24 protein-coding genes and 1 riboswitch are annotated in these 26,966 nt (G+C 75.5%); of the genes, 11 read left to right on the top strand and 13 right to left on the bottom strand.

All coding sequences use genetic code 11. From position 1 onward, the window contains the following. Positions 1 to 7 precede the first annotated feature (7 nt). The 3 genes from AB0O09_RS14670 to AB0O09_RS14660 all read left to right on the top strand — a co-directional run bounded on the left by AB0O09_RS14670 (position 8) and on the right by AB0O09_RS14660 (position 3,290). Entirely contained in the window at positions 8 to 904 is an 897-nt protein-coding gene (locus AB0O09_RS14670) for an alkaline phosphatase family protein (RefSeq protein ID WP_363542002.1), read from the top strand. A 128-nt stretch (positions 905 to 1,032) separates the two neighbouring features. Beyond that, a complete protein-coding gene (locus tag AB0O09_RS14665) occupies positions 1,033 to 2,271 on the top strand; it encodes an MFS transporter (RefSeq protein WP_363542111.1) in 1,239 nt (412 codons plus the stop codon). After that, a complete protein-coding gene (locus tag AB0O09_RS14660; RefSeq protein ID WP_363542001.1) occupies positions 2,268 to 3,290 on the top strand; it encodes a TolB-like translocation protein in 1,023 nt (340 codons plus the stop codon). The genes AB0O09_RS14665 and AB0O09_RS14660 overlap by 4 nt, the downstream gene beginning before the upstream one ends. Here the strand turns inward: AB0O09_RS14660 and AB0O09_RS14655 are convergent. After that, positions 3,278 to 4,474, bottom strand: coding sequence for an FAD-dependent monooxygenase (locus AB0O09_RS14655; protein WP_363542000.1), 1,197 nt, complete (start codon positions 4,472 to 4,474; stop codon positions 3,278 to 3,280). The two genes, AB0O09_RS14660 and AB0O09_RS14655, sit on opposite strands and share 13 nt — an antisense overlap. A gap of 94 nt (positions 4,475 to 4,568) precedes the next feature. Between AB0O09_RS14655 and AB0O09_RS14650 the strand changes: the two genes are divergently transcribed. Then, entirely contained in the window at positions 4,569 to 5,147 is a 579-nt protein-coding gene (locus AB0O09_RS14650) for a TetR/AcrR family transcriptional regulator (RefSeq protein ID WP_363541999.1), read from the top strand. A 7-nt stretch (positions 5,148 to 5,154) separates the two neighbouring features. Here AB0O09_RS14650 and AB0O09_RS14645 read toward each other — a convergent pair whose 3' ends face one another. Next, the gene (locus tag AB0O09_RS14645) at positions 5,155 to 5,607 is read right to left on the bottom strand and encodes a MarR family transcriptional regulator (protein WP_363542110.1); all 453 of its coding nucleotides are present in this window, start codon (positions 5,605 to 5,607) and stop codon (positions 5,155 to 5,157) included. 173 nt (positions 5,608 to 5,780) lie between these two features. Here AB0O09_RS14645 and AB0O09_RS14640 point away from each other — a divergent pair, with 173 nt between their 5' ends. The 3 genes from AB0O09_RS14640 to AB0O09_RS14630 all read left to right on the top strand — a co-directional run bounded on the left by AB0O09_RS14640 (position 5,781) and on the right by AB0O09_RS14630 (position 9,934). Next, on the top strand, positions 5,781 to 6,704 hold the full coding sequence (locus AB0O09_RS14640) for an ABC transporter ATP-binding protein (protein WP_363541998.1): 924 nt from the start codon (positions 5,781 to 5,783) through the stop codon (positions 6,702 to 6,704). Continuing rightward, complete coding sequence (locus AB0O09_RS14635) at positions 6,701 to 8,290, top strand: ABC transporter permease (protein WP_363541997.1); 1,590 nt, start codon at positions 6,701 to 6,703, stop codon at positions 8,288 to 8,290. The genes AB0O09_RS14640 and AB0O09_RS14635 overlap by 4 nt, the downstream gene beginning before the upstream one ends. Before the next feature lie 159 nt (positions 8,291 to 8,449). Next, positions 8,450 to 9,934 carry a DUF4190 domain-containing protein gene (locus tag AB0O09_RS14630; RefSeq protein WP_363541996.1) on the top strand — a complete coding sequence of 495 codons (1,485 nt, stop codon included), beginning with the start codon at positions 8,450 to 8,452 and terminating at the stop codon, positions 9,932 to 9,934. Between the two features lie 28 nt (positions 9,935 to 9,962). Here the strand turns inward: AB0O09_RS14630 and AB0O09_RS14625 are convergent, their stop codons facing one another. Continuing rightward, on the bottom strand, positions 9,963 to 10,661 hold the full coding sequence (locus AB0O09_RS14625; RefSeq protein WP_363541995.1) for a TetR/AcrR family transcriptional regulator: 699 nt from the start codon (positions 10,659 to 10,661) through the stop codon (positions 9,963 to 9,965). 171 nt (positions 10,662 to 10,832) lie between these two features. On the opposite strand from AB0O09_RS14625, the gene AB0O09_RS14620 reads away from it, so the two are divergent. After that, on the top strand, positions 10,833 to 11,273 hold the full coding sequence (locus tag AB0O09_RS14620; protein ID WP_363542109.1) for a nitroreductase family deazaflavin-dependent oxidoreductase: 441 nt from the start codon (positions 10,833 to 10,835) through the stop codon (positions 11,271 to 11,273). Between the two features lie 19 nt (positions 11,274 to 11,292). Here the strand turns inward: AB0O09_RS14620 and AB0O09_RS14615 are convergent, their stop codons facing one another. The 5 genes from AB0O09_RS14615 to AB0O09_RS14595 are packed head-to-tail and all read right to left on the bottom strand — an operon-like array spanning position 11,293 to position 17,879. After that, a complete protein-coding gene (locus AB0O09_RS14615) occupies positions 11,293 to 12,642 on the bottom strand; it encodes a cobyrinate a,c-diamide synthase (protein ID WP_363541994.1) in 1,350 nt (449 codons plus the stop codon). 4 nt (positions 12,643 to 12,646) lie between these two features. Beyond that, the gene (cobO, locus tag AB0O09_RS14610; RefSeq protein WP_030266664.1) at positions 12,647 to 13,243 is read right to left on the bottom strand and encodes a cob(I)yrinic acid a,c-diamide adenosyltransferase; all 597 of its coding nucleotides are present in this window, start codon (positions 13,241 to 13,243) and stop codon (positions 12,647 to 12,649) included. Positions 13,244 to 13,246: 3 nt separating this feature from the next. After that, positions 13,247 to 15,304 carry a putative cobaltochelatase gene (locus AB0O09_RS14605; protein WP_363541993.1) on the bottom strand — a complete coding sequence of 686 codons (2,058 nt, stop codon included), beginning with the start codon at positions 15,302 to 15,304 and terminating at the stop codon, positions 13,247 to 13,249. Positions 15,305 to 15,330: 26 nt separating this feature from the next. Continuing rightward, a complete protein-coding gene (locus AB0O09_RS14600) occupies positions 15,331 to 16,827 on the bottom strand; it encodes a cobyric acid synthase (protein WP_363541992.1) in 1,497 nt (498 codons plus the stop codon). Further along, positions 16,824 to 17,879: a cobalamin biosynthesis protein gene (locus AB0O09_RS14595; protein ID WP_363542107.1), complete on the bottom strand. Its 1,056-nt coding sequence runs from the start codon at positions 17,877 to 17,879 to the stop codon at positions 16,824 to 16,826. Before AB0O09_RS14595 ends, AB0O09_RS14600 begins: the two co-directional genes overlap by 4 nt. Before the next feature lie 131 nt (positions 17,880 to 18,010). Continuing rightward, positions 18,011 to 18,146: riboswitch (cobalamin riboswitch) on the bottom strand. A 206-nt stretch (positions 18,147 to 18,352) separates the two neighbouring features. On the opposite strand from AB0O09_RS14595, the gene AB0O09_RS14590 reads away from it, so the two are divergent. The 3 genes from AB0O09_RS14590 to AB0O09_RS14580 all read left to right on the top strand — a co-directional run bounded on the left by AB0O09_RS14590 (position 18,353) and on the right by AB0O09_RS14580 (position 21,967). Beyond that, entirely contained in the window at positions 18,353 to 19,042 is a 690-nt protein-coding gene (locus AB0O09_RS14590; protein WP_363541991.1) for a transcriptional regulator, read from the top strand. Between the two features lie 118 nt (positions 19,043 to 19,160). Further along, on the top strand, positions 19,161 to 20,294 hold the full coding sequence (locus AB0O09_RS14585; RefSeq protein ID WP_363541990.1) for an alpha/beta fold hydrolase: 1,134 nt from the start codon (positions 19,161 to 19,163) through the stop codon (positions 20,292 to 20,294). A 167-nt stretch (positions 20,295 to 20,461) separates the two neighbouring features. Next, complete coding sequence (locus AB0O09_RS14580) at positions 20,462 to 21,967, top strand: hypothetical protein (RefSeq protein ID WP_363541989.1); 1,506 nt, start codon at positions 20,462 to 20,464, stop codon at positions 21,965 to 21,967. Positions 21,968 to 22,060: 93 nt separating this feature from the next. Here AB0O09_RS14580 and AB0O09_RS14575 read toward each other — a convergent pair whose 3' ends face one another. The 5 genes from AB0O09_RS14575 to AB0O09_RS14555 all read right to left on the bottom strand — a co-directional run bounded on the left by AB0O09_RS14575 (position 22,061) and on the right by AB0O09_RS14555 (position 26,966). Beyond that, positions 22,061 to 22,885 (bottom strand): CDP-alcohol phosphatidyltransferase family protein, encoded by an 825-nt coding sequence (locus AB0O09_RS14575; protein WP_363542106.1) that lies wholly within the window; start codon positions 22,883 to 22,885, stop codon positions 22,061 to 22,063. A gap of 43 nt (positions 22,886 to 22,928) precedes the next feature. Continuing rightward, the gene (locus tag AB0O09_RS14570; protein ID WP_363541987.1) at positions 22,929 to 23,621 is read right to left on the bottom strand and encodes a phosphatidylserine decarboxylase; all 693 of its coding nucleotides are present in this window, start codon (positions 23,619 to 23,621) and stop codon (positions 22,929 to 22,931) included. A gap of 463 nt (positions 23,622 to 24,084) precedes the next feature. Further along, the gene (locus tag AB0O09_RS14565) at positions 24,085 to 25,287 is read right to left on the bottom strand and encodes an acyl-CoA dehydrogenase family protein (RefSeq protein WP_030266688.1); all 1,203 of its coding nucleotides are present in this window, start codon (positions 25,285 to 25,287) and stop codon (positions 24,085 to 24,087) included. A gap of 162 nt (positions 25,288 to 25,449) precedes the next feature. Beyond that, the gene (locus AB0O09_RS14560) at positions 25,450 to 25,953 is read right to left on the bottom strand and encodes a MaoC family dehydratase (protein WP_363541986.1); all 504 of its coding nucleotides are present in this window, start codon (positions 25,951 to 25,953) and stop codon (positions 25,450 to 25,452) included. A gap of 38 nt (positions 25,954 to 25,991) precedes the next feature. Next, positions 25,992 to 26,966: a CoA ester lyase gene (locus AB0O09_RS14555; protein WP_344622039.1), complete on the bottom strand. Its 975-nt coding sequence runs from the start codon at positions 26,964 to 26,966 to the stop codon at positions 25,992 to 25,994.

The following is a 26,966-nucleotide window of genomic DNA, read 5'->3' as shown; positions in this document are numbered from 1 at the left end:
GGACAGCATGACCGCCGCTCGGACCCCGAAGCGCAACCGGCGCACCTTCACCGCCCTCGCCGGAGCCGTCGCGATGGCCGCCGGATCGCTCGGCATCTGGGCCGCCACCGGCGCCACCGCCCAGGCCGCCACCCTCCCGACCCCCGACCACGTCGTGGTCGTGGTGATGGAGAACCACGCCTACTCGCAGGTCATCGGCAGCTCCAGCGCGCCGTACCTGAACAACACGCTGAAGGCGGGCGGGGCCAACCTGACCCAGTCCTACGGCCTCACCCACCCCAGCGAGCCCAACTACTACCAGCTGTTCTCCGGCTCCAACCAGGGCCGCACCGACGACAGCTGCGTCACCGTCGGCTCGATCTCGGCGCCGAACCTCGCCTCCGAGCTGATCGCCGCCGGCAAGACCTGGGCGAGCTACAACGAGGGCCTGCCCAGCCAGGGTTCGACCGTCTGCTCCAGCAGCTCGGGCAAGTACGCCCAGAAGCACAACCCGTGGTTCGGCTTCTCCAACGTGCCGACCTCGACGGCGAAGACGATGACCCAGTTCCCGACCGACTACACCACCCTGCCCAAGGTGTCGTTCGTGGTGCCGAACCTGTGCAACGACATGCACGACTGCTCGGTCTCCACCGGCGACACCTGGATCCAGAACAACCTGAGCGCCTACGCGACCTGGGCGAAGACCCACAACAGCATGCTCGTGGTGACCTTCGACGAGGACAACAAGCTCTCCGGCAACCGCATCCCGACGATCTTCTACGGCGAGCACGTCGCCGCGGGCAGCTCCACCGCCACCACCTACAACCACTACAACACGCTGCGCACCCTGGAGGACCTGGCCGGCCTGACCAGCCACGCGGGCAACGCCGCGACCGCCTCCGACATCACCGGCATCTGGAACTGACGCCCGTGTACCTCGCGGACTCCCGCAGCACCAAGGCCACCGCCACCGGGGCCGGCCGCACCGCGGCCGGCAGCGGCGACGCCGACAGCGCCGCGAGCCGCAGCACCGATCCGGCCGCCGTCCCGGGCATCCGCCCGGGGCGGCGCGCCGCCGCCGTGCCCGGCACCGTCCTGGCCCTCGGCGCGGTCAGCCTGATCACCGACGTCTCCTCGGAGATGGTCAGCGCGGTGCTGCCGCTGTACGTGGTCGCCGGACTCGGGCTCTCCCCGCTCGGCTTCGGCCTGCTCGACGGCATCAACAACGGTGTCGGCGCCCTCGTCCGGCTGGTCGGCGGGCACGCCGCGGACGGCGGCCGGGGCCGGCACAAGGCCGTCGCCGCGATCGGCTACGGCCTGTCCGCGGTCTGCAAGCCGCTGCTGCTGCTCGCCCACACCCTGCCGCTGATCAGCGCGGTGCTGGCGGTCGACCGCACCGGCAAGGGACTGCGCACCGCCCCGCGCGACGCCCTGATCTCGCTGTCCACCGCGCCCGAGCACCGCGGGCGGGCGTTCGGCGTGCACCGCGCCATGGACACCACCGGCGCGCTGCTCGGCCCACTGGTCGCCTTCGCCCTGCTCCGGTTCGCCGCCGACGGCTACGACGCGGTCTTCGCCGTCTCCGCGTGCGTCGCCGCTCTCGGCGTGCTGGTGCTGCTGCTCTTCGTCCCGGGCCGCACCGCCACCGCCGCCCCCGCCGACGGGCCGCGCCCCGCCCTGCGCGACTCGCTGGCCCTGCTGCGGCTGCCCGCGCTGCGGCGGCTCACCCTGGCCGCCGTCCTGCTCGGTCTGACCACCGTCAGCGACTCCTTCCTGTACCTGCTGCTGCAGCGCCGGCTCGACCTGCCGGCGCACCTCTTCCCGCTGCTGCCGCTCGGCACCGCGGCCGCCTTCCTGCTGCTGGCCGTGCCCTTCGGCGCGGCCGCGGACCGGATCGGTCGCCGCAGGCTCTTCCTGCTCGGCCACCTGGTGCTGCTCGCCGGGTACGGGCTGCTGCTCGCCCCGTTGCACGCCTGGTGGGCGGCGCCGGTCGTGTTGCTGCTGCACGGTTCGTTCTACGCGGCGACCGACGGCGTACTGGCCGCGGCCGCCTCCGCGACCGTGCCCGCCGAGCAGCAGGGCGCCGGGCTCGCCCTGGTGGGCACCGGGCAGGCGCTGGCCCGCTTCGGCTGCTCGCTGGCGTTCGGCGCCGGCTGGACCCTCTGGGGCGGGCAGACGGTGCTGGCGGTCGCCGCCGCGGCGCTGGCCGTGGCCGCCGGTGCCGCCTTCCTGCTGATCCGCACCCCCGACTCCCCGCCCGACACCGGCACCACCGAGGAGCACCCTGCATGACGCGCACCGCCCGCCTGCTGACCCTGCTGGCCGCCGTCCTCCTGCTCGGGGCGGTCGGCACGGTGGCGGTGCTGCACGCCGCCGACCGCTCCGGCCGCAAGGACCAGGAGCAGGCGGGCGGTCCCGTGCTCACCCCCGGCCCCGTCCCGCTCGCCCCGGACGGGCCCCGCCGGCTGCTGTTCCGCTCCACCGCCTGGGGGCCGCACCGCGACGAGATCACCGCGGTGCCCGCGGACCGGCCGGACGGCCCGCGGACCGCCTCCGGCCTCAGGTGCCTGCGCTTCCACGCCGCCGCGGGCACCGGCATCTGCCTGCGGGGCGAGCAGGAGGGGCTGGGCGACCGCTACTGGGCGGTCGTCCTCGACGCGGGCCTGCACGAGCTCAAGCGGTACCCGGCGGCGGGCATCCCCACCCGCTCCCGGGTGTCGCCCTCCGGACACCTGGCCGCCTGGACGGTCTTCGTCAGCGGCGACTCGTACGCGGGCACCGACTTCTCCACCCGGACCTCGATCGTCGACACCCGCGGCTGGACCCTCCACGACAACCTGGAGACCTTCACCGTCCTGGACGGCGGCAAGCCGCTGAAGTCTCCCGACACCAACGTCTGGGGCGTCACCTTCGCCGACGACAACGGCTTCTACGCCACCGTCGCCACCGGCGGGAGGACCTACCTCGTGCGCGGCGACCTCGGCGCCCGGACGCTCACCACCCTGCACCAGAACGTCGAGTGCCCCTCGCTCTCGCCGGACGGCACCCGGGTCGCCTACAAGAAGCGGGTGGCCGGCGCCTCCCCGGACGCGCCGTGGCGGCTGTACGTGCTCGACCTCGCCACCATGACCGAGACCGCCACCGCCGAGCAGCGCAACATCGACGACCAGGCGCTGTGGGCCGACGGCCACACCCTGGTGTACGCCCTGGCCGGGGACTACGGGGCCGACCTCTGGACCGTCCCGGCCGACGGCTCCGGCAGCCCGGCCGTCCTCACCCGCTCCGCGGTGGCCCCGGCCTACCTCGGCTGACCGGCCGCCGGGCGGGCCGTCCGCTCCGCCGGCGGCCGCCAGTCCAGCAGCGACGCCGCGGCCCGGACGGCCGTCCGTTCGGGCAGCCGGCCGGCCGCCGCGAGGAGGGTGTCCCGCAGGGCGACCGCGGGGGCGGCCCGCAGCCCGACCAGCCGGCCGACCCGGCGCGAGCCGGCGGTGACGGCGGTGGTGCGGGGCAGCCGGGCCGCGGTGTAGGCGGCGAGGGCGCCGGTGACGTCCGCCCCGGCGAGTGCGTGCGCGAGGACGACGGCGTCCTCCAGGGCCTGGCAGGCGCCCTGCCCCTGGAAGGGCGTCATGGCGTGGGCGGCGTCGCCGAGCAGGGCGACCCGGCCGCCGTGCAGGGCGGGCAGCGGGTCGGCGAGCTCCCACACGTCGTGCCGCAGCACGGCGGCCGGGTCGGCGGAGTGCAGCAGGTCGACCAGCCCCCGGTGCCAACCGCCGTACCGGCGCAGCAGTTCGGCGCGTTCGTCGCCGTCCGCGGCCCGGCCGCCAGGCGGGGTGAGCGCGGCGGCGTAGAGGTAGACCCGGCCGCCGGTGAGCGGGATGACGCCGGTGAGCGCGCCGCGGCCCCAGGTCTCGCCGGCCGGCACCGGGCGGCCGGGATCGGGGACGACGGTGCGCCAGGTGGTGAAGCCGGAGTAGCGCGGGCCGGGGTGTCCGGGCAGCAGCAGCGCGCGGGCGGCGGAGCGCAGCCCGTCGGCGGCCACCACCAGGTCGGCCTCGCCCTCGGTGCCGCCGGCCGTGACCCGGGCGGGCCGACGGGCGTCGCCGGGGTCGGCGAGCGCGGCGGGGGAGCCGGTGCGGACGGTGCCGGGCGGCAGCCGCCGGTGCAGGGCGGCGACGAGGTCGGCGCGGTGCACGGCGACCACGGGGTCGCCGTAGGCGCGGGCGATCGCCTCCTGGCCGGCGGCGGCGAGCCGGCGGCCGGAGGGGCGGCGCAGGGCGGCCTCGCCGTGCAGGCCGGCCAGGGCGCGGACCTCGTCGCCGGCGCCGAGCACGTCGAGGGCGCGCAGGGCGTTCGGGGCGATGCCGAGGCCGGAGCCGACGGGGTCGAGCGAGGCGGCGCGCTCGTGCACCGCGACCTGCCAGCCGCGGAGGTGCAGGGCGAGCGCCGCGGCCAGCCCTCCGATGCCCGCACCGATGACGACGGCCTTCTGCTGCACGGCGGACCTCCCGGGGTTACTACGTCTGTAGTGTCACCGTACTCCACTCCTCACTACATCTGTAGTTCCGGTCGGACGCGGGATGATCGGTGTCATGAGTACGCCGCGCGCCGCCCTGATCGCCGACACCGCCATCGCCCTGATCGCCGAACGCGGGCTGCGCGGCCTCACCCACCGCGCCGTCGACGAGGCGGCCGGACTGCCGGCCGGCTCCACCTCCAACCACGCCCGCACCCGCGCGGCCCTGCTGGCGCTCGCCCTCACCCGGATCGCCGACCTGGAGGCCGCGGGGTACGGATCGGCGACCGTCGATCCGGGGCGGCCGCCGCGCGAGCTGCTGCTCGACGGGGTCGCCCTCGGGGTGCACGCCGCGCTGACCGTCGGCCTGCCGCTCACCCTGGCCCGGCTGGAACTCGCCCTGGAGGCCACCCGCCGCCCCGAACTGCGGGCCGTCTACGACCGCCTGGGCGCGGGCTTCGCGGAGACCGCCGCGGCCGTGCTGGCCGCCGCCGGCTCGCGCGACCCGGCGGGGGACGCCCGGCGGCTGGTCCGCTGGTGCGAGGGCGTCGTCTTCCACACCGCGGCCGGTGCGGGCCGCGCCCTCGGAGTGCCGGGGCCGCAGGAGCTGAGGGCCGAGGCCGCCCGCTACCTGGACGCGCTGCTGGCGTCCTGAGCCCGCGTCAGCGGGTGCCGGCGTCCTGGGGCCGCGTCGGTTCCGCGCGCAGCTGCTCGCGCCGGTCGTGCCAGCGGCCGAGCAGGGCGGGCAGCTCCTCGCGCATGAAGCCGAAGAAGGCCAGCGACTCGGCCAGCCGGGCCCCGGCCGGGGTGTCGGGGCCGAGCGCCTCGATGCCCTCGCGCAGGCTCGACTCCCAGCGGACGAGCTCGCGGTCGCGGTGGACGGAGGCCTCGTACCAGGCGTCGTCGTGCACCCGGTAGTGGTCCCGGCGGGAGCCCGCCTCGCGTTCCCGGGTGACCAGGTTGACCTGGCCGAGGAAGCGCACCGCGCCGGACACCGCGGCCGGGCTGATCCGCAGGGTGTCGGCGAGTTCGGCGGCCGTCAGCCGGCCGGAGTCGCTGGCGAGCAGGGCGGTGAAGACCCGGGCGGGCATCCGCGGGAAGCCGGCGTCGGCCATCACCGCGGCGAAGCGCTCCACGAAGGCCCCGACCGCCGTGCCGTCCCGTTCCACCACGCCTCCCGCCCCGTGCCACGACCGTCCGGACCATCATCGGGGACCGGTCGGCCCTTGCGGAAATCCACTGAATTCATGAACTTCACGAATCTGTGAATCGAGAGTACCGTCGAGCCATGACGACCGCCATCTCGGTGACCGGCCTGGTCAAGGACTTCGGCCGGACGCGCGCCCTGGACGGGCTGGACCTCACCGTCGCACGCGGCGAGGTGCACGGCTTCCTCGGCCCGAACGGCTCCGGCAAGTCGACGACGATCCGCGTCCTGCTCGGCCTGCTGCGCGCCGACGCCGGCACCGTCCGGCTGCTGGACGGCGACCCCTGGCGGGACGCCGTCGACCTGCACCGCCGCCTCGCCTACGTGCCCGGCGACGTCACCCTCTGGCGGAACCTCTCCGGCGGCGAGGCCATCGACCTGCTCGGCCGGCTCCGCGGCGGCCTCGACCCCGCCCGCCGCGCCGACCTGCTGGAACGCTTCGAACTCGACCCCACCAAGAAGGGCCGCACCTACTCCAAGGGCAACCGCCAGAAGGTCGCCCTGGTCGCCGCCCTCGCCTCCGACGCCGAACTGCTCGTCCTGGACGAGCCCACCTCCGGCCTCGACCCGCTCATGGAGGAGGTCTTCCGCACCTGCGTCGCCGAGGAGCGCGACCGCGGCCGCACCGTGCTGCTCTCCAGCCACATCCTGTCCGAGGTCGAGGCGCTCTGCGACCGCGTCAGCATCATCCGCGCCGGCCGCACCGTGGAGACCGGCACCCTGGCCGAGCTGCGGCACCTCACCCGCACCGCGATCGACGCCGAACTCGCCGGCCCGCCACCCGAGCTGACGGGTGTGCACGACCTCGTCACCGACGGCCGGCGGGTGCGCTGCCAGGTCGACGCGGACCGGCTCGACGAGGTGCTGCGCGCCCTCACCGCCGTCGGCGTGCGCAGCCTCACCAGCCGGCCGCCCACGCTGGAGGAACTGTTCCTGCGCCACTACGAACAGCCAGGCACCCCGGACGGCGGCGACCGGTCGCCCGACCCGGCGGTGACCCGGTGAACACCCTCGCCGGCACCCCCGTCCTGCTGCGCCTCGCCCTGCGCCGCGACCGCATCGTGCTGCCCGCCTGGGTGTACGTGCTCGCCGCCTCGGTCGTCTCCACCGCCGTGTCCTTCCGCTCGCTGTACGACACCGAGGACGCCCGGCTCCGCTTCGCCGCCGGCATCGCCGCCAACACCTCGCTGCGCGCCCTGTACGGCCCCCTGCACGACGCGTCCACCATCGGCGGTCTGACGGCCTGGCGGATGGGCGTCTTCGGCGCCGTCCTGGCCGGCCTGATGAGCACCCTGCTGGTCGTCCGGCACACCCGGGCCGAGGAGGAGGACGGCCGGCTCGAACTCGTCGGCGCAGGCGCGGTCGGCCGCCGCGCCCCGCTCACCGCCGCGCTGCTCGCCGCCGCCACCGCCAACCTGGTGCTCGCCGCGCTCGTCGCCGGCTGCCTCGCCGCCACCGGCGAGGCCCCCGCCGGCTCGCTCGCCTTCGGACTCGCCCTCGGCGGCTGCGGGATGCTCTTCGCCGGCACCGCCGCCCTCACCGCCCAGGTCGCCGGCACCGCCCGCGCCGCCAACGGCCTGGCCGGCGCCCTGCTCGGCACCGCCTTCGTGCTGCGCGCCGTCGGCGACGCGGGCCCGGCCTGGGTGGGCTGGCTCTCGCCGATCGGCTGGGCCGAGCAGGTCCGCCCGTTCGCCGGGGACCGCTGGTGGGCACTGCTGCTCCCGGCCGCGGGCACCGCGCTCGCCGTCGCGGCCGCCTACGCCCTGGTCGCCCGGCGCGACCTCGGCGCCGGCCTGCTGCCGCAGCGCCCCGGCCCCGCGGTCGGCGCCCCCGGGCTGCGCACCGCCGCCGCGCTCGCCGTCCGGCTGCACCGCGGCACCCTGATCGGCTGGGCGGGCGGCCTCGCCACGGCCGGACTGGTCTTCGGCGGGGTCTCCCGCGGCGTCGTCGACCTGGTCGGCGACAACGCCCGGGTCGCCGACGTGATCGCCCGGCTGGGCGGCCGCCAGGGCGTCCTGGACGCCTACTTCGGCACCATGACCAACCTCTTCGGCATGGTCGTCGCCGGCTACGCGGTGCAGGCGGTGCTGCGGCTGCGCGCCGAGGAGACCTCCGGCCGGGCCGAGCCCGTCCTCGCGACCGCCGTCTCCCGGCTCCGCTGGGCCGGCGGGCACCTGCTCTTCCCACTGGCCGGCAGTGCGGTGCTGCTGGCCGTCGCCGGGGTCTTCACCGGTCTCGGCCAGGGCGCCGCGATGGGCGGCACCGGACGGGCCGTCGCCCGGCTGGTGCCCGCCGCGCTCGCCCAACTGCCCGCGGTGTGGCTGGTCGCGGCGGTCGCGCTCGCCGTGGTCGGACTGGCGCCCCGGTGGAGCACGGCGGCGTGGGGCGCGCTGGCGTTCTTCCTGCTGATCGGCTGGCTCGGCCCCGTGCTGCGCCTGCCGCAGTGGGCCCTGGACCTCTCCCCGTTCACCCACACCCCGCACCTGCCGGGCGGCGCCTTCACCGCCGTCCCGCTGTTCTGGCTGACCGCGCTCGCCGCCGTGCCGGCCGCCGTCGGCCTGGCCGCGCTGGACCGCCGCGACCTGGGCTGAGCCGCGCCGCCGGGCGGACGGCCCGGCGGCGGAGGGGGAGTTCACGGGCCGGCCCGTCCGGGGCCGAATACGGTCGGACGGGCGTCCTAGTGATCCGCTATATTCGCGCCGCCGTCGAACGACCAGTGTCCGGCGCGCACCAGCGCACAGGGAGCCCGCATGCCGTCCGACCCCTACAGCCCCCAGCCGGACGACCGGGCGGCCCGGGACGACGCCTTCGCCCGGGCCTTCGCCCCGCCGAAGGACCCCCGGCAGGACCCGCAGCGGACCCCGCCGCCGCCCTACGGCGCGCCCGTGCCGAACCCGTACGCCGCGCCGGCCCAGGACGAGGCACTGGCGCGGGCGTTCGCCCCGCCGCCGCAGACCCCGCCGCCCGGCGACCTCCCGCCCGGTGCCGTCCCGCCCGGCGCGATGCCGCCCGGCGCCGTGCCGCCCGCGGCCCCGTGGGGCGGCGGCGCCTGGGGGGCCGGCGCGGGCCCGTACGGCTGGCAGCAGCCGCCGCTCGGCCCGCCGACCGCCTGGAACGGCTACGCGATCACCTCGTTCGTGCTGGGCGTCCTCGGCATCGCCTGCTGCATGTGGGTCGGCGCGATCGCCTTCGGCGTGGCCGCCCTGCGCACCGTCAGGGCGCGCAACGAGCGCGGCCGCGGGCTGGCGATCGCCGGTGTCGTGCTCGGCGGCTTCTGGGCCGTCGTGCTGGCCGTGCTGATGGTGCTGGGCGTGGTCTTCGACGACCGCGGCCCGCTGGGCACCGCACCCTTCCGGGACGAGAACGGCTCCGACCGGACGGCCACCACGGGGGTCTTCGACCTCACCGCCGGGGAGTGCTTCGTCAAGCTCGGCAGCGGCAAGGGCGAGGACCTCACGGACGTCGGGACGGTGGACTGCTCCGAGCCGCACTACGGCGAGGTGTACGCCACCCCGCGCTTCACCGCCGCCGCCTACCCCGGCAAGGACGGCGTCGTCGCCGACGCCAAGAAGGACTGTGCCGAGACGCTGTTCGACTACGCGCCGGACAGCTGGGCCGTCCCGGAGGACATGGAGATCCACTTCTTCTACCCGGACGCGGCGACCTGGGCGCTCGACGACGACCACTACGCCACCTGCTTCCTGACCGACGGCAGCCCGGTGGCCACGGGCACGGTGCGCCAGGGCCGCAACGCGCTGAACGACGAGCAGATGGCCTACCTCCGCGCCGAGCACCGGGTCGACCGGGCGTACGACGAGCAGCCGCAGGCGAAGCCCGCCGCCGACCCGGCCGCCTACCGGGAGTGGGCGAAGAAGCTCTCCACCGCGGTCGGCGGGGAGGTCGACGACCTGGGCCGGCGCAGCTGGGGCGGGCTGGCCGCCGCTCCGGTCGGCGCGCTCAAGGACGAGCTGAAGCAGGCGCTGCCGCACCTGCAGGCGGCCGGGACGGCCACCGACCCGAAGGTGCTGGAGCGCGAACTCGACGCGGCCGAGGGGCTGCTGGGCTTCGAGCGCCCGGCGGCCGTCCGGGCCGCGCTGGGCCTGGCGACCGGCGACGGCAAGCGCGACGGCGGGGGCGCGCCCGGCGGCGTGCGGACGGAGAGCCCGGCCCCGGTCGCCGATCTGGGCGGCCCCGGCCGTCCGTCGGCGGCCGGCGCCGCCCCGGCCCGGGTCTGACCCGGCGCCGGGCGCGGCCGGCGGGGCGTCAGCCCTCGGCGGGCAGGCCGACCAGGTCGGCCATCTCCTCGACGGCGTGCGCGAAGAAGGCGTCCGCGGGGTCGAAGGACCCGACCAGGTGCCCGAAGAGCTCGAACCCGATCATGCCGAAGAGCTGGGTCCAGGCGATCGCGGCCCGGGCCAGCACGGCCTCCGGCAGGCCGGGGGCGATCGCCGCGCGGAGCCGGGCGAGCTGCTCGCCTAGCGGCCCCGCGGGCATGGCCGGTCCGGTCGGTGCGGACGCGTCCGGGCGGCCCTCCCGGACCACCGTGATCAGCGCGATCGGGAGCCGGGCGGCCGGCTCGACCGTCTCCTGCGGGGCGCGGTAGCCGGGCACGGGCGTGCCGTAGACCAGCGCGTACTCGTGCGGGTGGGCGAGCGCCCAGTCCCGTACGGCGCCGCACAGGGCCCGCCAGCGGGCGCGGGGGGCGGCCGGTGCGGCGGCCAGGGCCGCGTCGGCGGTGTCGGCGAGGTCGGTGTAGGCGTCGACGATCAGCGCGGTGAGCAGCTCGTCGCGGCTGGGGAAGTACCGGTAGATCGCGGACGAGGCCATGCCGAGCTCGCGGGCGACGGCGCGCAGCGACAGACGCTGGGCGCCCTCGGAGGCGAGCTGCCTGCGGGCCTCCTGCTTGATCTCGCGGGTGAGCTCCTCGCGGGCCCGTTCGCGGGCGGTCCTGATGGCGGTCATGGGAACAGCCTGCCATATGCGGGAGCGCCGCACAGAAACGAGAGCACTGCTCTTGACCCTGGCCTGGGGCGGTGGCAGAGTCGTGTCCAGGAACGAGAGCGCTGCTCTCGGAAGAGTCCGCCGCTCACTGCCTCGGGAGTTCCCGTGTCCGACACCGCCAGCCGCTACGTGATGCCCACCGGCCGGATCGGCGCCGCCCTGCTGGGCCTGTCCAACCGCACCGTCGCCGCCCTCACCCGCGCCGGCCTCAGCCTCTGGGGCTCCCGCGTCCTCGCCGTGCGCGGCCGCAAGAGCGGCGAGTGGCGCACCACCCCGGTCAACCTGCTCACCCACGACGGGCAGCGCTACCTGGTCGCGCCGCGCGGCCACACCCAGTGGGTGCGCAACCTGCGCGCCGCCGGCACCGGCGAACTCCGGCTCGGCCGCCGCGCCGAGGCCTTCCGCGCCGCCGAACTCCCCGACGCCGAGAAGCCCGCGGTGCTCCGCGCCTACCTCAAGCGCTGGAAGTTCGAGGTCGGCGTCTTCTTCGACGGCGTCGACGCGGACGCCTCCGACGCCGAGCTGCTGCGGATCGCCCCCGGCTACCCGGTCTTCCGGCTCGCCCCGAACTGACGGCGGCGCGGCCCCGGCGTCAGAGCGCCGCGCGGACGAGGCGCTCCGCGAGCTGCGGCGCCCCCGCCCAGTGCAGGTGCAGGTACGAGCCGTGCACCGCGCCCTGCACGAACCCCTCGACGGCCGGCCCGGCCGGGCCGCGCCAGCCCCAGGCGGGCTGCTCCCCGGCGCCCGGCTCGCAGACCGTGCGGTGGAACTCGTGCCCGCGCACCCGGGTGCCCGCCACCGCCAGCGGACCGTCCGTCAGCGCGACCGCCTCCCGGTAGCCCAGCGTGAGCCGCTCGGTCATCCGGGCCGTGTGCGGCAGCACCCCGCACATCTCCTTGCCGTCCAACTCCCGCCCCAGGTAGAGCAGGCCGGCGCACTCCGCGGCGATCGGCGCGCCGCCCGCGGCCAGCGCGGCGATCTCCGCCCGGAGCGCCGCGTTGGCGCTCAGCTCACCCACGTACATCTCCGGGAAGCCGCCGCCGACCACCAGCGCGCGGGTGCCGGCGGGCAGACGCTCGTCCCGCAGCGGGTCGAACGGCACGACCTCGGCGCCCGCCGCGGCCAGCAGTTCGGCGTTCTCCGCGTACGAGAAGGAGAACGCCGCCCCGCCCGCCAGCGCGATCCGCGGCCGGCCCGCGACGGGGGAGACCTCCGCGGCCGCGGACCACGGCCCGGCGTCCAGCGGCGGGGCGCTGCGGGCCAGCGCCAGCAGCGCGTCCAGGTCCACCGAGGCGGCGACCAGCTCGCCCATGTCCCGCACCGCCCGCAGGGCGTCCGCGGAGCGCTCCACGGCCGGCACCAGGCCCAGGTGGCGCGAGGGCGTCGCCACCGAGGCGGTGCGCCGCACGCAGCCGAGCACCGGCACCCCGGAGCCCTCCTCCAGGGCCTCGCGCAGCAGCTGCTCGTGCCGGTCGGAGGCGACCCGGTTGAGGATCACCCCGGCCAGGCGCACCTGCGGGTCCCAGGAGGCGAAGCCGTGCACCAGCGCCGCCACCGAACGGGACTGCGAGGAGGCGTCCACCACCAGCACCACCGGCGCCTTCAGCAGCTTGGCGACCTGCGCGGTGGAGGCCAGCTCGCCGCGGCCCGCCGCCCCGTCGAACAGCCCCATCACGCCCTCGACCACCGCGACGTCGGCCCCGGCCGCGCCGTGCAGGAAGAGCGGCGCGACCCGGTCCTCCCCGCACATGAACGCGTCCAGGTTGCGGCCCGGGCGGCCGGCGGCCAGCGCGTGGTAGCCCGGGTCGATGTAGTCCGGGCCGACCTTGTGCGGGGAGACCGCGAGGCCCCGCGCGGCGAGCGCGGCGATCAGCCCGGTGGCGACGGTGGTCTTGCCCGCGCCCGAGGAGGGTGCGGCGACGACGAGACGGGGGATGTTCAACGGACTACCACTCGATGCCGCGCTGGCCCTTGCGGCCGGCGTCCATGGGGTGCTTGACCTTGGTCATCTCGGTGACCAGGTCGGCGAAGTCGGTCAGCGGCTCCTTGGCGTACCGGCCGGTGATCACCACGTGCTGGCTGCCCGGGCGGTCCTTCAGCACCGACACCACCTCGTCCACGTCCACCCAGCCCCAGTGCATCGGGTAGGTGAACTCGTCCAGCACGTAGAAGCGGTAGGTCTCGGCGGCGAGGTCGCGCTTGACCTGCTCCCAGCCCTCCTTGGCCGCCTCCTCGCTGGACTCCATGCCGCGCTGCACCCAGGACCAGCCCTCGCCCATCTTGTGCCAGGCCACCGTGCCGCCCTCGCCGGAGGCGCCGAGCACGCGCAGCGCGTTCTCCTCGCCGACCTTCCACTTGGCGGACTTGACGAACTGGAACACCCCGATCGGCCAGCCCTGGTTCCAGGCGCGCAGCGCCATGCCGAACGCGGCGGTCGACTTGCCCTTGCCCGGACCGGTGTGCACCGCGGTGATCGGCAGGGTACGGCGCTGACGGGTCGTCAGTCCGTCGTCGGGGACACTCTCGGGCACTCCCTTGGGCACGGCTCAGGCCGCCTTTCGCTGGGTGGAGACGGAACGGTGGTCGCGGACGAGCGCCGCCACGCCCTCGGCGCGCAGCTCGTCCAGGGTGACGGCGGGGCCGCCGAGGCGGGCCGCCAGGGTGCGGGCCAGGCCGAGGCGGACGTGGCCGGACTCGCAGTCCAGCACCACGCTCGCCACGCCCTGCCCGGCCAGCAGGCCCGCGGCCCGCTCGGCCTGCGCCAGGGCGTCCCGGCCGCCGGTGGCCCGGCCGTCGGTGACGACGACCAGCAGCGGACGGCGGTCCGGGTCGCGCATCCGCTCGACCCGCAGCACCTCGTGGGCGCGCAGCAGTCCGGCGGCCAGCGGCGTCCGGCCGCCGGTCGGCAGCTGCTCCAGCCGGGCCGCCCCGACCTCCACCGAGGAGGTCGGCGGCAGGGCCAGCTCGGCGCCGGTGCCGCGGAAGGTGATCATGCCGATCTTGTCACGCCGCTGGTAGGCGTCCATCAGCAGCGACAGCACCGCGCCCTTGACGGCGCCCATCCGCTGCCGGGCCGCCATCGAACCGGAGGCGTCCACCACGAACAGCACCAGGTTGGACTCCCGGCCGCGGCGCACCTGCTCCCGCAGGTCGTCCTTGGCCAGCACCAGCGCCCGCCCGGACCGCCCGCGGGCGGCCTGGTGCGGGGCGGCGGCCTGCAGCGTCGCGGTCAGGTGCAGCCGGGCCAGGCGGCCCTGCGGGCGGCGCGCCCGCACGGTGTGCCCGCCGTCGGTCTCCGCGGCCGAACGCCGTCCCCGGGCGCCCCGGCCGGTGCCCGGCACCTCGAACAGCCGGGTCCGGTACGGGTCGGCGCCGGCGACCGGCGCCTTCTCGCGGCCGGCGCCGGGCGCGGGGCGGGGCGGCGGGGCCTGCTCGGGAGCGCCGGCCGGATCCGGGGCGGGGTCGGCGACCGTCGAGCCGTCCGGGCCGCCGTCCGGGCCCTCGTCCTGCGGGCCGCCGCCGGGGCCGTCCGGGCCGCCGCCGTCGGGGTCGGTGTCCGGGTCGGTGTCGTCCGGGCCGTCCTCCTCGGCGCCCGCGTGCTCCTCCAGCGTGCGGTCCAGCTGCTCCTCGTCCAGGCCGGGCGCGTCGAAGGGGTTGCGGCGCCGCCGGTGCGGCAGCGCCAGCTGCGCGGCCTTGCGGACGTCCTCCTCCAGCACCTCGGTGCGCCCCGCCCAGGCCGCCAGCGCCACGGCCGTGCGGGCCATCACGATGTCCGCCCGCAGGCCGTCCACCTCGAAGGCCGCGCAGACCGCGGTGATCTGACGGAGCGCCGTGTCCGTCAGCTCCACCTGCGGCAGCAGCTCCCGGGCGGCGGTGATCCGCATCGCGAGTGCCCGCTCGTCCTCGGCGAACCGCGCGGCGAAGCCGGCCGGGTCGGCGTCGTAGGCCAGCCGGCGGCGCACCACCTCGGCCCGCTCCTGCGGGTCCCGGGTCGCCGAGATCTCCACCGTCAGGCCGAACCGGTCGAGCAGCTGCGGCCGCAGCTCGCCCTCCTCCGGGTTCATCGTGCCCACCAGCAGGAAGCGCGCGGCGTGCCGCACCGACACGCCCTCCCGCTCCACGTACGAGCGGCCCATCGCCGCGGCGTCCAGCAGCAGGTCGACCAGGTGGTCCTGCAGCAGGTTGACCTCGTCGATGTACAGCACGCCGCGGTGCGCCCTGGCCAGCAGGCCCGGCTCGTACGCCTTGACGCCCTCGGCGAGCGCCCGCTCCAGGTCCAGCGAGCCGACGATCCGGTCCTCGGAGACGCCGACCGGCAGCTCCACCAGGTGCGCGGGCCGCTCCAGCGAACCTGCGCCGCCGTGCGCGCCGTCCGGGCACTGCGGGTCCGGCGCCGCCGGGTCGCAGGCGAACCGGCAGTCGGCGACCGTGCCGATCGACGGCAGCAACCCCGCCAGGGCGCGCACCATGGTCGACTTGGCGGTGCCCTTCTCGCCGCGCACCAGCACACCGCCGACGGCCGGCGAGACCGCGTTCAACAGCAGCCCGAGCCGCAGGTCGGCCATGCCGACGACCGCGGTGAACGGATAACGGGCGTCACTCATCTGCTCTCCCATGTTCACGGCCCCGCTCACGGCGCACCCGGCGGCACGAACGGCAGCCCCTGCGGTGCCCCGCCCTCGATCAGCTTCCACAGCGCGTCGGTGTCCGCATGCTCCTCGATCAGGTCGCCCAGCCGGTCCAGCCGCTCCTCGCGCGCCGCGGCGAACGAGGTGTCCGGCGCCGGGACGAAGGCCCGCCCGGCCGCCGCCGCCACCTCGCGCAGCAGCGCCCGGCGGAAGCCGTCGTTCTCCAGCGCGCCGTGCCAGGTCGTCCCCCACACCGCGCCGACCCGGCAGCCGTCCAAGAAGGCTTCCCCGCCCTCGACGGCCACCACGCCGTGGTGGATCTCGTACCCCTCGACCCGCTCCCCGTACGCCTCGCCGACCGGCCGGCCGAGCACCTTCTCCACACCGAACTCCACCCGGGTCGGCAGCAGCCCGAGGCCCTCGACGGCGCCCGCCTTCGACTCCACCGCGTCGACGATCTCCCGGGAGAGCATCTGGTAGCCGCCGCACACGCCGAGGACGGGCAGCCCGGCCGCCGCCCGCGCCTGCAATGCGGTGTCCAGTCCGCGGCCGCGCAGCCAGTCCAGGTCGGCCACGGTCGCCCGGGTGCCGGGCAGCACCACCAGGTCGGCGTCGGCCAGCTCCTCCGGCCGGGTCGCCCAGCGGACCAGCACGCCCGGTTCCTGGGCCAGCGCGTCCACGTCGGTGAAGTTCGACAGGCGCGGCAGCCGCACCACGGCCACCCGCAGCACCTCCGCGCCGTGCGGGGCCGCGGTCGGACGGTTCTCCACCGCCGTCGACAGGTCCAGCGAGTCCTCGGCGTCCAGCCACAGGCCGGACAGCATCGGCAGCGTGCCCAGCACCGGACGGCCCGTCAGCTCACGCAGCATCTCCAGCCCCGGCGCCAGCAGCCGGGCGTCCCCGCGGAACTTGTTCACGAACCAGCCCGCCACCAGCGCCTGGTCCTGCGCGGACAGCAGCGCCAGGGTGCCGTACATCGCCGCGAACACCCCGCCGCGGTCGATGTCGCCGACCACCACCACCGGCAGGTTCGCCGCCGTGGCCAGGCCCATGTTGGCGATGTCCCGGTCCCGCAGGTTGATCTCCGCGGGCGAGCCGGCGCCCTCGCAGACCACCACCTCGTACCGGCTGCGCAGGTCCGCCAGGCACTCCAGCGCCCGCTCCAGCAGGACGGGCTTGCGCTCGCGGTAGTCCAGCGCCCCGACCTCGGCGACCGGCCGGCCGAGCAGCACCACCTGGCTGCGGCCGTCCGCCCCCGGCTTCAGCAGCACCGGGTTCATCGCCGCCTCCGGCGCCACCCCGGCGGCCTGCGCCTGCATCGCCTGGGCGCGGCCGATCTCGGCGCCGTCCGCGGTGACGAAGGAGTTCAGCGACATGTTCTGCGCCTTGAACGGCGCCACCCGCACCCCCTGCCGGGCCAGCCACCGGCAGATCCCCGCCGTGACCACGCTCTTGCCCGCGTCCGAGGTCGTCCCTGCCACCAGCAGAGCCTTCGTCACGTGACACTCCCTTGCTTGCGTGTGGCGCCGGCGGTGAGGACGGCCGTCCCGGCCGCGACGGTGGGCGGATCTGCGCGGAACGGAAGGTGCGGCGCCGTCACTTCCGCCGCGCGCGGTTCCCCGCGCCCCCGGGATGCCCCGATCAGGCCGGTGAGGCCGCGGGCGGCCGTGGTGACGGCCAGGGCCAGGATGCCGACGCGGCGGGAGAGGCGGCAGGCGCGTTCGATGTCCGCGACGGCGACCGGGCGGAGTTCGGCGCCGAGGACGGGGCGGTGCTCGACACGCTCGCCGTACCGCAGGGTGCCGCCGAGGCGGACGCCGAGGCCGCCGGCGAAGGCCGACTCGGCCTGTCCGGCGTTGGGGCTGGGGTGTGACGACCCGTCGCGCCGCCAGACCTTCCAGGCGGCCCGCGGGTGCTCCGCCGCGGCGACGGTCAGCAGCGCGGTGAGCCGGGCGCCCGGCCAGCCCGCCACGTCGTCGAGCCGGGCGGAGGCCCAGCCGAAGCGCAGGTGGCGGGGCGAGCGGTGGCCCACCATCGCGTCCAGGGTGTTGACGGCCCGGAAGGCCAGCAGTCCGGGGGTGCCCGCCAGCGCGCCCCAGGTGAGGGCGTTGACGACCGCGTCGGCGGTGTTCTCGGCGACGGACTCGACGACGGCGCGGGCGATCTGCTGCTCGTCCAGGGCGCTCGGGTCGCGCCCGCACAGGTGGGGGAGCCGCCCGCGGGCGGCGGCGAGGTCGCCGGCCTCCAGGGAGCGGCCGATCGCGCGGGCCTCCCGGGTGAGCGAGGTGCCGCCGAGGACCGTCCAGGCGGCGGCCGCGGCGAGCGCGGCGCGGGCCGCGGGACGGCGCCGCAGCGCGTGGTCGGCGAGGGCGGCCCCGGCTGCGACGGCGCCCACGCTCAGCGCGGTGAAGGCGGCGCCGGCGCCCCGGTGGTCGCGCCAGAGCCGGCGCTCCAGGCGTCCGGCGGCGCTGCCGAAGAGGGCGACCGGGTGGCCGCGGCGGGGATCGGCGAAGGCGGTGTCGGCGAGGTGGCCGGCCACGGCGCCCAGCAGGTAGGGGGCGGAGCTCAGCCGGGCCACGGCCCGGCTCCCCGGTCGGGGCGCAGCGGTGACCGCTGGGCAGCCTGCATGGCGTGCGTGTCCTCACTCAGGGTCCGCGCCCTGGATCGACGAACCGGCGGCGAGAGTCTCCTGGCTTCCGGGTCCGGCGCGCGCTCGGGCCTTCCAGCGGCCCTGTGGCGGACCGCCGTGACCGTGCAGGTCGAGCGTGCTCCCCGGTGACAGTGGCGGGACCGCGCCGGATTCGCACCGGCTTCCTCTGCATGCCTCCGTATGGCCCCGAGATCCCATCACGCGCTCCGACCACCAGTCAACAAAGCCTCCGGAGGGCTTGGTCACACTCCGTCGCCGGATTCCGTCGCCGCCCGCCCCGTACGATCCTCCAGCGGCGGGCGGTCCCGCCGGGGCCGGGTTCGTGCGTTCGGCGTGTGGGTGGTGCCGCGCGGGCGCCCGTACGTTCTTGTCGCATGCGACGCAGACCGTCCGCACCGCCTCCGGTGCCGTTCTCCCCGCCGGCCGCGCGGGCGCACCGCGCCGGGCTCGGCCTGAGCCCGGAGCAGGTCGCCGAGGCCATGGCCGCGCACGGTGTCCGGCTGCTGCCCTCGCACGTGGCGGCCTGGGAGGCCGGTGAGTTCCTCCCGTCGGAGGAGGAGTTCATCGCGCTCTCCCGGGCGCTGTGGTGCCCGCCCGCCCGGCTGATGGGCGTCGCGCCGGCGACCCTGCGGGACTTCCGGCTGGCCCGGGAGCTCACCCGGGAGCAGGCCGCGCACCGGATCGGGGTGGGTGCGGAGACCTACGCGAGGGCCGAGGCCACCGGACGCTGGGACGCGGACGGTGAGCAGGGCCTGGCGCTGGCGCACGTGCTCGGGCTACCGCTGCGGGTGCTGGTCCGGGTGACCGGGCGTCAGGACGACCTGGACCGGCGGCTGCGCCAGGTGGTGGACGGCCGCTGGCAGGCGCAGCTGCGGGAGGTGGGCCGGATCGTGCCCGTCCCGTACGACCTGCTGGGCGGGGTGCTGGCCGACTTGCAGGACGAGTACCTCGTCCCCGGGCACTGGGGCTCGTCGGTGCCGGACGCCGCCCGCCCGCCGGCCCGGCCGCTCGCGGAGCGGTTCTGGGAGCTGCTGGCCCGCCGGGGCACCGACGTGCCGGTCTGAGCCGCCCGGTCCGGTCCGTCCGGACGGACCCGCCCGGACGGACCCGCCCGGGTGGCCCGCTCCCGGGCCGGGGCGTGGACTGGGATCGCCATGTCCGTGCCGCCACACCGGGAGCGCCATGCGTTGGGGAACCGCCGCGATCGTCGCGGCCGCCGCCGTCGGGACGGGTGCCGCGGCACTGCTGATCGGCCGCCGGGTGTCCGAACGGGCCGTCCGGCCCGGGTTCGCGGGAGCCTTCGCGGCCGCCGGGCAGGCGGGCGGACCGGGCATCCGGGTGCAGGAGCTGGCCGCGGACCGCGTCATGCTCACCCGCAGCGTGGAGACCGAGCGCCCCGGCCGCTACGCCCTGGAGTGGGCCGGGGGCGGGCACGCGGTGGTCGGCGACGTGCTGGCCACCGGGCCGCAGAGCGTCACCCGCCGGCTGCTCGCCACCGGCGCCGGCTCGCTGTACAGCGGGACGGAGGTCCGGGTGACCGCCCGGGTGCATCTCGGCGACCCGGCCTCCGCGCTCGGCCTGGACTTCACCCCGAGCGACGTCGAGGGCGAGCTCGGCCCGATGCCGGCCTGGTACCTGCCGGGCATCCGCGGGCTGTGGGCGGTCCTGGTGCACGGTCCGGGCGCCGACCGGCAGCAGGCCCTCCCGGTGCTGCCGCTGCTGCACGCGCTGCGGATGCCCGTGCTGGTGGTCACCCACCGCGGCGACGCGGGCGCCCCGCCCTCGCCGGACGGCCTGGGGCACTTCGGCGAGACCGAGTGGCGGGACGTCGACGCCGCCGTCCGCCTCGCGCAGGCGAACGGCGCCGGCCGGATCGTGCTCTTCGGCTGGTCGCTCGGCGCGACGATGGCGCTGCACACCGCGGCCCGCTCGGCCTGGCGGGAGTCGATCGCCGGCCTGGTGCTGGACTCGCCGGTGCTGGACTGGCCGACGACCGTCCGCCAGGAGGCCGCCCGGGCCGGGGTGCCCGCCCCGCTCGCCGAGCTCGGCGCGCTGGCCGCCGAGGGCCGCACCAAGGTCGACCTGGCCGGCTTCGCCCGGCTGGCCGACGGCACCGACCTGAACGTGCCGGCCCTGCTGCTGCACAGCCCCGTGGACGCGGTGGCGCCCTTCGCGGCGGCCGAGCGCCTCGCCCGGCGGCGCGACGACCTGGTGAGCCTGCACCCCGTCCCGGACGGCGCGCACGCGGCCCTGTGGAACGCCGACCCGGACGGCTACGGCGAGGCGCTGCGCCGCTGGCTCACCCCGCTGCTGTGAGCCCGGCGGGCCCGCCCGCGAGGGGTGTGCTCATGCCAGGTTTCCCGCTCGGAGGACCCGGTTTGGTGGCTGTTGCCCGATCTCATCCCCCGTCCGCGGACCGGACCTACGATCGCGCGTAGAACTCGATGTGACAGAAGGCCGGTACACGGGGAAGACTGCTCGGCGTGACGTCTCGGAACCCGCGCGACCGTGATGCCCCGCTCCAGCCCGCGATCCGCACCGGAGCGACGGTCACCCGTCTGCCAGGAGCAGCCCGCCGGCCCGAGAGCACGCCTCCGGGCGGGCCGGTCCGTCGCCGCACCCCCGCACCCAAGCCGGGCCGCGGCCGGGTGCCGGTGCCGGACGGCTTCCCCGCTCCCGCCGAGCTGGCCCCGCTCGCCCGCCGGATGCTCGCCGACGCGGTGCGCATCTCCCGCTGGGCCGGCGAGCTCGGCGAGGTCGACAAGCGCGGCGAGCTGCTGCCCGACGACGCCCGGGCCGCCGGGCGCGCCCTCGCCATGACCGTCGGTGCCGCCGCCAAGGCCTGGGGCCAGGCCCTGCTGGTCGGCCTGGTCGAGCTGCGCGACGGCGGCGCCGGGCCCGGCTGGCGGCTGAACGCCTGGGAGCACGACGACGAGGCGGTGGTCCGCGGCTGGTCCGCGCTGTTCGACGCCTGGACGCTGCTCGCGCCCGTGCCGCCCGCGGCCATGCGCGGCGTCTTCGCCCTGCTGGCCGGCCAGGCCGTCGACCAGGCGCCGCACCTGCTGTCCTTCCTGCACCTGGTGGACGGGCCCGTCCCGGACAACGAGCTGCTGGAGCTGCTGCGCCGCGGCCTGGACGAGCGCCGGCACGGCGCCGGCACCGGCTCGTTCGGCCCCTCGCCGGTGCCGCACGCCGCCTCCGCGATGTCCGCCGTCCGCGGCACCTGCCGGGAGCCGCAGATCGACACCCCGACCTCCGCGGCCGACGTCGCCGCGGTCCTCGACTGGATGCTGGACGGCCTGGCCGCCGTCGGCGCCCTGGAGCGCCGCGACGACGCCGCCGAGCTCTCCCCGCTCGGGCACTGGGCGGTCCGCGCCAAGCTGGAGGAGATCTGCACCGTCGCGCAGACCGCCGCCGGCCACATCGAGCAGGACGCGCTGGAGCTGCTCGCCGCCTGCGCCGACTACACCCCGGGGCCGGCCCGCGCCGAGTACCGGGCCTGGGTCGCCGCCCGGCCGGCCGACCGCGCGGTCGCCGAGCTGCTGGACGCCGCCCGCGGCGAGGACGCCCTGCTGCGCGGCCTCGCCTTCGAGGCCCTGCGGGTCGCCGGCGGCCCCGCCGAGCAGGCCGTCCGGGCCGCCGTGGACGAGCAGGTCCTGCGGCCGTACGCGCTGCTCTGGCTGGCCGAGCGCTCCGACGACGGCCCGGTGTCCCCGGCCGACGTGCTGGGCGCGGAGGACGCCGCCTGGCTGTGGGTGGACACCGCCGCGGCCGTCCTCGACCACGGCGACACGGCGCTGCTGGTGCCGCACGTCGAGGGCGCCTCGGCGGGCGAGCCGGTGCGGCTGTTCAACCGGGCCCGGCAGTCCGGCCACCCGCGGGCGGCCTCGGTGCTGACCGCCGTCTCCGGCGTGCACCCGGACCCGTCGGTGGCCCGGGCGGCCCGCCGCTCCGCCTTCAGCGTCCACGACGGCGGTGCCGGCCGGTAACCGCCCGCACCCGCCTCCCGGGCACGCGAGAGGGGCCCGCATCCGGTTCGGATGCGGGCCCCTCTCGTCGGGTCTGCGGGGACTCCCGCCGGCTCAGCAGCCGCGGGACTCCGCGCGGCGGGCGCGGACGTCGCCCACCTTCTGGCCGACCTTGCGGCGGATCACCAGCAGCGGCGCCATCGCGGCGAGCGTGATCTGGGCGACGGCACCGATGTGCATCAGCAGGTCGCCGCCGGGCAGACCGGCCGCCCAGGCCGCCAGGCAGCCGATCGAGACCACGATCCAGCAGAGCGTCGCGGTGGCGAGCAGGCCCTGCGGCTTCGGGTACTCGATGCGGCTGACCATCAGGTACGCCACACCGAAGATCATCAGCAGGCCCGGCACGAACGGCGGGTCGAGGAGCACGATGGCGATCACCGTCATCGCGCCCATCGGGCACGGCATGCCCTGGAAGATCCCCGGCCGCATCTTGACGGCCGAGAACCGGGCGAGCCTCAGCACCACCGCCAGCAGGACCGTCAGCGCGATGAACGCCGAGAGCTGCTGGTTGCTGTCCGGCGACACGATGCCCCAGACCGCCACGAAGTACGCCGGGGCGATGCCGAAGCTGATCAGGTCGGCCAGGTTGTCCAGCTCCGCGCCCAGCGCCGAGGAGCGCAGCTTGCGGGCCACCAGGCCGTCGAACAGGTCGCACATCGAGCCGATCAGCAGCAGCGTGACCGCGGTGGCGGCGCTGTTGCGGTTCGGCGCGGTGGTCTCACCGGTGAGGTGCGGCATCAGGACCCCGGTGGTGATCGAGTAGATCGCCAGGAAGCCGCAGACGGCGTTCCCCAGGGTCAGGAAGTCGGCGGTGGACAGGTGCTGCGGCGAACGGGGCGCCCGCAGCTCGCGGTCGCGCGCCCAGCGGCGGCGCCGCAGCTCCGTCTCCTCCTCGTCTCCGAGGCCGACGAGAGTCTCAGGATCAGTCACGGTCAAGGCGCGTCACCCCGGCGGTGGTCTTCTGGCCGACCTCGACGCCAACCTCGACGCCTGCCGGCAGGTACGTGTCGACGCGGGAGCCGAAGCGGATCAGACCGATCCTCTCGCCCTGCTCGACCTTGGTGCCGGCGCTCACGTACGGCACGATGCGGCGGGCCACGGCCCCCGCGATCTGGACCATCTCGATGTCGCCGAGTTCGGTGTCGAAGTGCCAGACGACCCGCTCGTTCTGGTCGCTGTCCTTGTTGAACGCCGGGACGAAGCCGCCGGCGACGTGCTCGACGGACGTCACGGTGCCGGGCAGCGGGGCCCGGTTGACGTGCACGTTGAGCGGGCTCATGAAGATGGCCACCCGGGTCCGGCCGTCCGGCCAGGCGTCGATCGACTGCACCACGCCGTCCGCGGGGGAGATGACTCTGCCGGTGCCGATCTCACGCTCCGGGTCGCGGAAGAACCACAGCATGCCCGCACCGAGGGCGCAGGCCGGGACAGCCGCCAGGGCCCACTTGCCGGAGCGCCGGGTGAGGGCGGTCGTCACGGCGGCGGTGGCCAGGGTCGGGGCGAACCAGGGGGTCGCGCCGCGCGCGATCGTCACGCGCGGACGCCGACCGGCCGTCGGTGCGGCGAAGGGGTCGCCGTCCGGGACGGAGGTGTGAGGGGACGGGCTGATGGGCATCGAAGACCTTAGTCGCGGGGGATCATGGCCGCTGGACGGGGGCCACCGCGGGGATCGGGTACATGGGGACGCTGTCCCGGTGGATGCTATCGGGACCAGGCGGTAGGTGGGCAAGCCGCCTGTTCGTGGATATGCCGGGCATGGTGCCGAACCATGCCTGCTATGTATACGACCGTAGCCGAGGCGGGGTGGTTCCCCAAGGGCTCGGGCGTGGCGCGTGACCCACCTCTCATCGCACGCCGGGCGCCCTCCGCGGAGGGTCGACACGCCGGGGGACGCCGGCGCCGCCACGGTGTGCAGAGGCGGCCGCAGGGCGCATACCAGCAGGTACGCGCCCTGCGGCCGCCTCCGGGCCCGCCGCACCGCCCCCCACGGCTGACCAGGCCGTACCGGTGCGGCAGGGGGCCGGGCACGGGCCCGCACGCCCGTGCCCGACCATGCGGAAAGTCGGGGACGTGCCTGATCAGTCGGCCAGGCGGTACTCCTCGAGCAGCCGCCGACCGACGATCATCTTCTGGATCTCCGCAGTACCTTCACCGATGAGCAGCATCGGGGCCTCGCGGTAGAGGCGCTCGATCTCGTACTCCTTGGAGAAGCCGTAGCCGCCGTGGATGCGGAAGGCGTCCTCGACGACCTCCTTGCAGTACTCGGAGGCGAGGTACTTGGCCATGCCGGCCTCGAGGTCGTTGCGCTCGCCGCTGTCCTTCTTGCGGGCGGCCATCACCATCATCTGGTGCGCGGCCTCGACCTTGGTGGCCATCTCGGCGAGCTTGAACTGGATCGCCTGGTGCTCGGCGATCTTCTTGCCGAAGGTGGTGCGCTGCTGGGCGTAGGAGATGCCCAGCTCGAAGGCGCGGCGGGCGACGCCGCAGCCGCGGGCGGCGACGTTGACGCGGCCGACCTCGACGCCGTCCATCATCTGGTAGAAGCCCTTGCCGGGGACGCCGCCCAGGATGCGGTCGGCCGGGATGCGGACGTCCTGCAGCACCAGCTCGGTGGTGTCGACGCCCTTGTAGCCCATCTTCTCGATCTTGCCGGGCACGGTCAGGCCGGGAACCTTCGGGTTCGGGCCGAAACCGGGCTCCTTCTCGATCAGGAAGGTGGTCATGTTCTTGTACGGGGTGGAGCCGCCCTCGTCGGTCTTGCAGAGCACCGCGACCAGGGTGGAGGTGCCGCCGTTGGTCAGCCACATCTTCTGGCCGTTGAGGACGTAGAACTCGCCGTCCTTGACGCCCTTGGTGGAGATCGCCGCGACGTCGGAGCCGAGGCCCGGCTCGGACATCGAGAAGGCACCGCGGATCTCGCCGGCCGCCATCCGCGGCAGGAAGTACTCCTTCTGCTCCTGGGTGCCGTGCGCGTTGATCATGTGCGCCACGATGAAGTGGGTGTTGACGATGCCGGAGACGGACATCCAGCCGCGGGCGATCTCCTCGACCACCAGGGCGTAGGTCAGCAGGGACTCGCCCAGGCCGCCGAACTCCTCGGGGATGGTCAGGCCGAACAGGCCGAGCTGCTTCATCCCCTCGACGATCGCGGTCGGGTACTCGTCCTTGTGCTCCAGCTCGGTCGCGACCGGAATGATCTCCTTGTCGACGAAGTCCCGCACGGTGGCGAGGATGTCCCGCTGGATCTCGGTGAGGCCGTCGGTCTGTGCGAGGCGTCCCATCGTGCGGCTCCCTATCTGAAGGCGTGAGGGTGGGGGAGGGAAGAGCGGCTCGTGCCGGAGCACGGAAGTCGTTGTCGGGGGCCCTGCCGGCGTGGCTGCGGCAGCAGGGCCCCCGGGCCGGGTCGGGTGAGGCCGATGACGGCGGCCCACCCGTCCGGGGTCTCAGGAGGCGGGGGTCGGGCGGCCGGGCTGCTCGCCGCCGCGCTCCTTGATGTACGTCGCGGTCGGCACCATCACCTTGCGGCGGAAGATGCAGACGACCGTGCCGTCCTGCTTGTAGCCCTTGGTCTCGACGTACACGATGCCGCGGTCGTCCTTGGACTTGGACGGCCACTTGTCGAGGACGGTCGTCTCGCCGTAGATCGTGTCGCCGTGGAAGGTCGGGGCGACGTGGCGCAGCGACTCGATCTCCAGGTTGGCGATCGCCTTGCCGGAGACGTCCGGGACGGACATGCCGAGCAGCAGGGAGTAGATGTAGTTGCCCACGACGACGTTCTTGCCGAAGTCCGTCGTGTTCTCCGCATAGTTGACGTCCATGTGGAGCGGGTGGTGGTTCATGGTGAGCAGGCAGAAGAGGTGGTCGTCGTACTCGGTGACCGTCTTGCCGGGCCAGTGCTTGTAGACCGCGCCGACCTCGAACTCTTCGTAGGTGCGTCCGAACTGCATGGGGTGTCCTTAGGAGGCCTGGGGAGGGGGCGGGCGGGTCAGGCCTGCGGGGGCTCGAACTTGCTGGTGCGCTCCATGCCGGCGGCGCGGCCCTTGCCGGCGATGACCAGGGCCATCTTGCGGCTGGCCTCGTCGATCATCTCGTCGCCGAGCATCGCGGAGCCCTTGGCGCCGCCCGCCTCGGAGGTGCACCAGTCGTAGGCGTCGAGGATCAGCTCGGCGTGGTCGTAGTCCTCCTGCGAGGGCGAGAAGATCTCGTTCGCGGCGGCGACCTGGTCCGGGTGGAGGACCCACTTGCCGTCGAAGCCGAGGGCGGCGGCGCGGCGGGCGACCGCCTTGTAGCCGTCGGCGTTGCGGATCTGCAGGTAGGGCCCGTCGATGGCCTGCAGGTCGTTGGCGCGGGCGGCCATCAGGATGCGCATCAGGATGTAGTGGTAGGCGTCCGCGTCGTAGCCGGGCGGCTGCTCGCCGACGACCAGGGACTTCATGTTGATCGAGGCCATGAAGTCGGCCGGGCCGAAGATGATGGTCTCCAGCCGGGGCGAGGCGGTCGCGATCGAGTCGACGTTGATCAGGCCCTTGGCGTTCTCGATCTGCGCCTCGATGCCGATCTTGCCGACCTCGAAGCCCATGGTCTTCTCGATCTGGGTGAGCAGCAGGTCGAGCGCCTTCACCTGCTCGGCGTCCTGGACCTTCGGCAGCATGATGCAGTCGAGGTTCGGGCCGGCGCCCTCGACGACCGTGATGACGTCGCGGTACGTCCAGTGCGTCGTCCAGTCGTTGACCCGGACGACCTTGGTCTTGTTGCCCCAGTCGCCGTTGTTGAGGGCGTCGACGATGTTGTGCCGGGCGCTCTCCTTGACCAGCGGGGCGCAGGCGTCCTCGAGGTCGAGGAAGACCTGGTCGGCCGGCAGGCCCTGGGCCTTCTCCAGGAAGCGCGGGTTGCTGCCGGGCACGGCCAGGCAGGAGCGGCGCGGCCGGAGGCGGTTGACGGTGGTCATGGGGGTGGTGAT

It is taken from the genome of Kitasatospora sp. NPDC093679 (assembly GCF_040683455.1).
Taxonomy (GTDB): Bacteria; Actinomycetota; Actinomycetes; order Streptomycetales; family Streptomycetaceae; genus Kitasatospora; species Kitasatospora arboriphila.
This window is presented reverse-complemented; position numbering and strand designations above follow the sequence as displayed.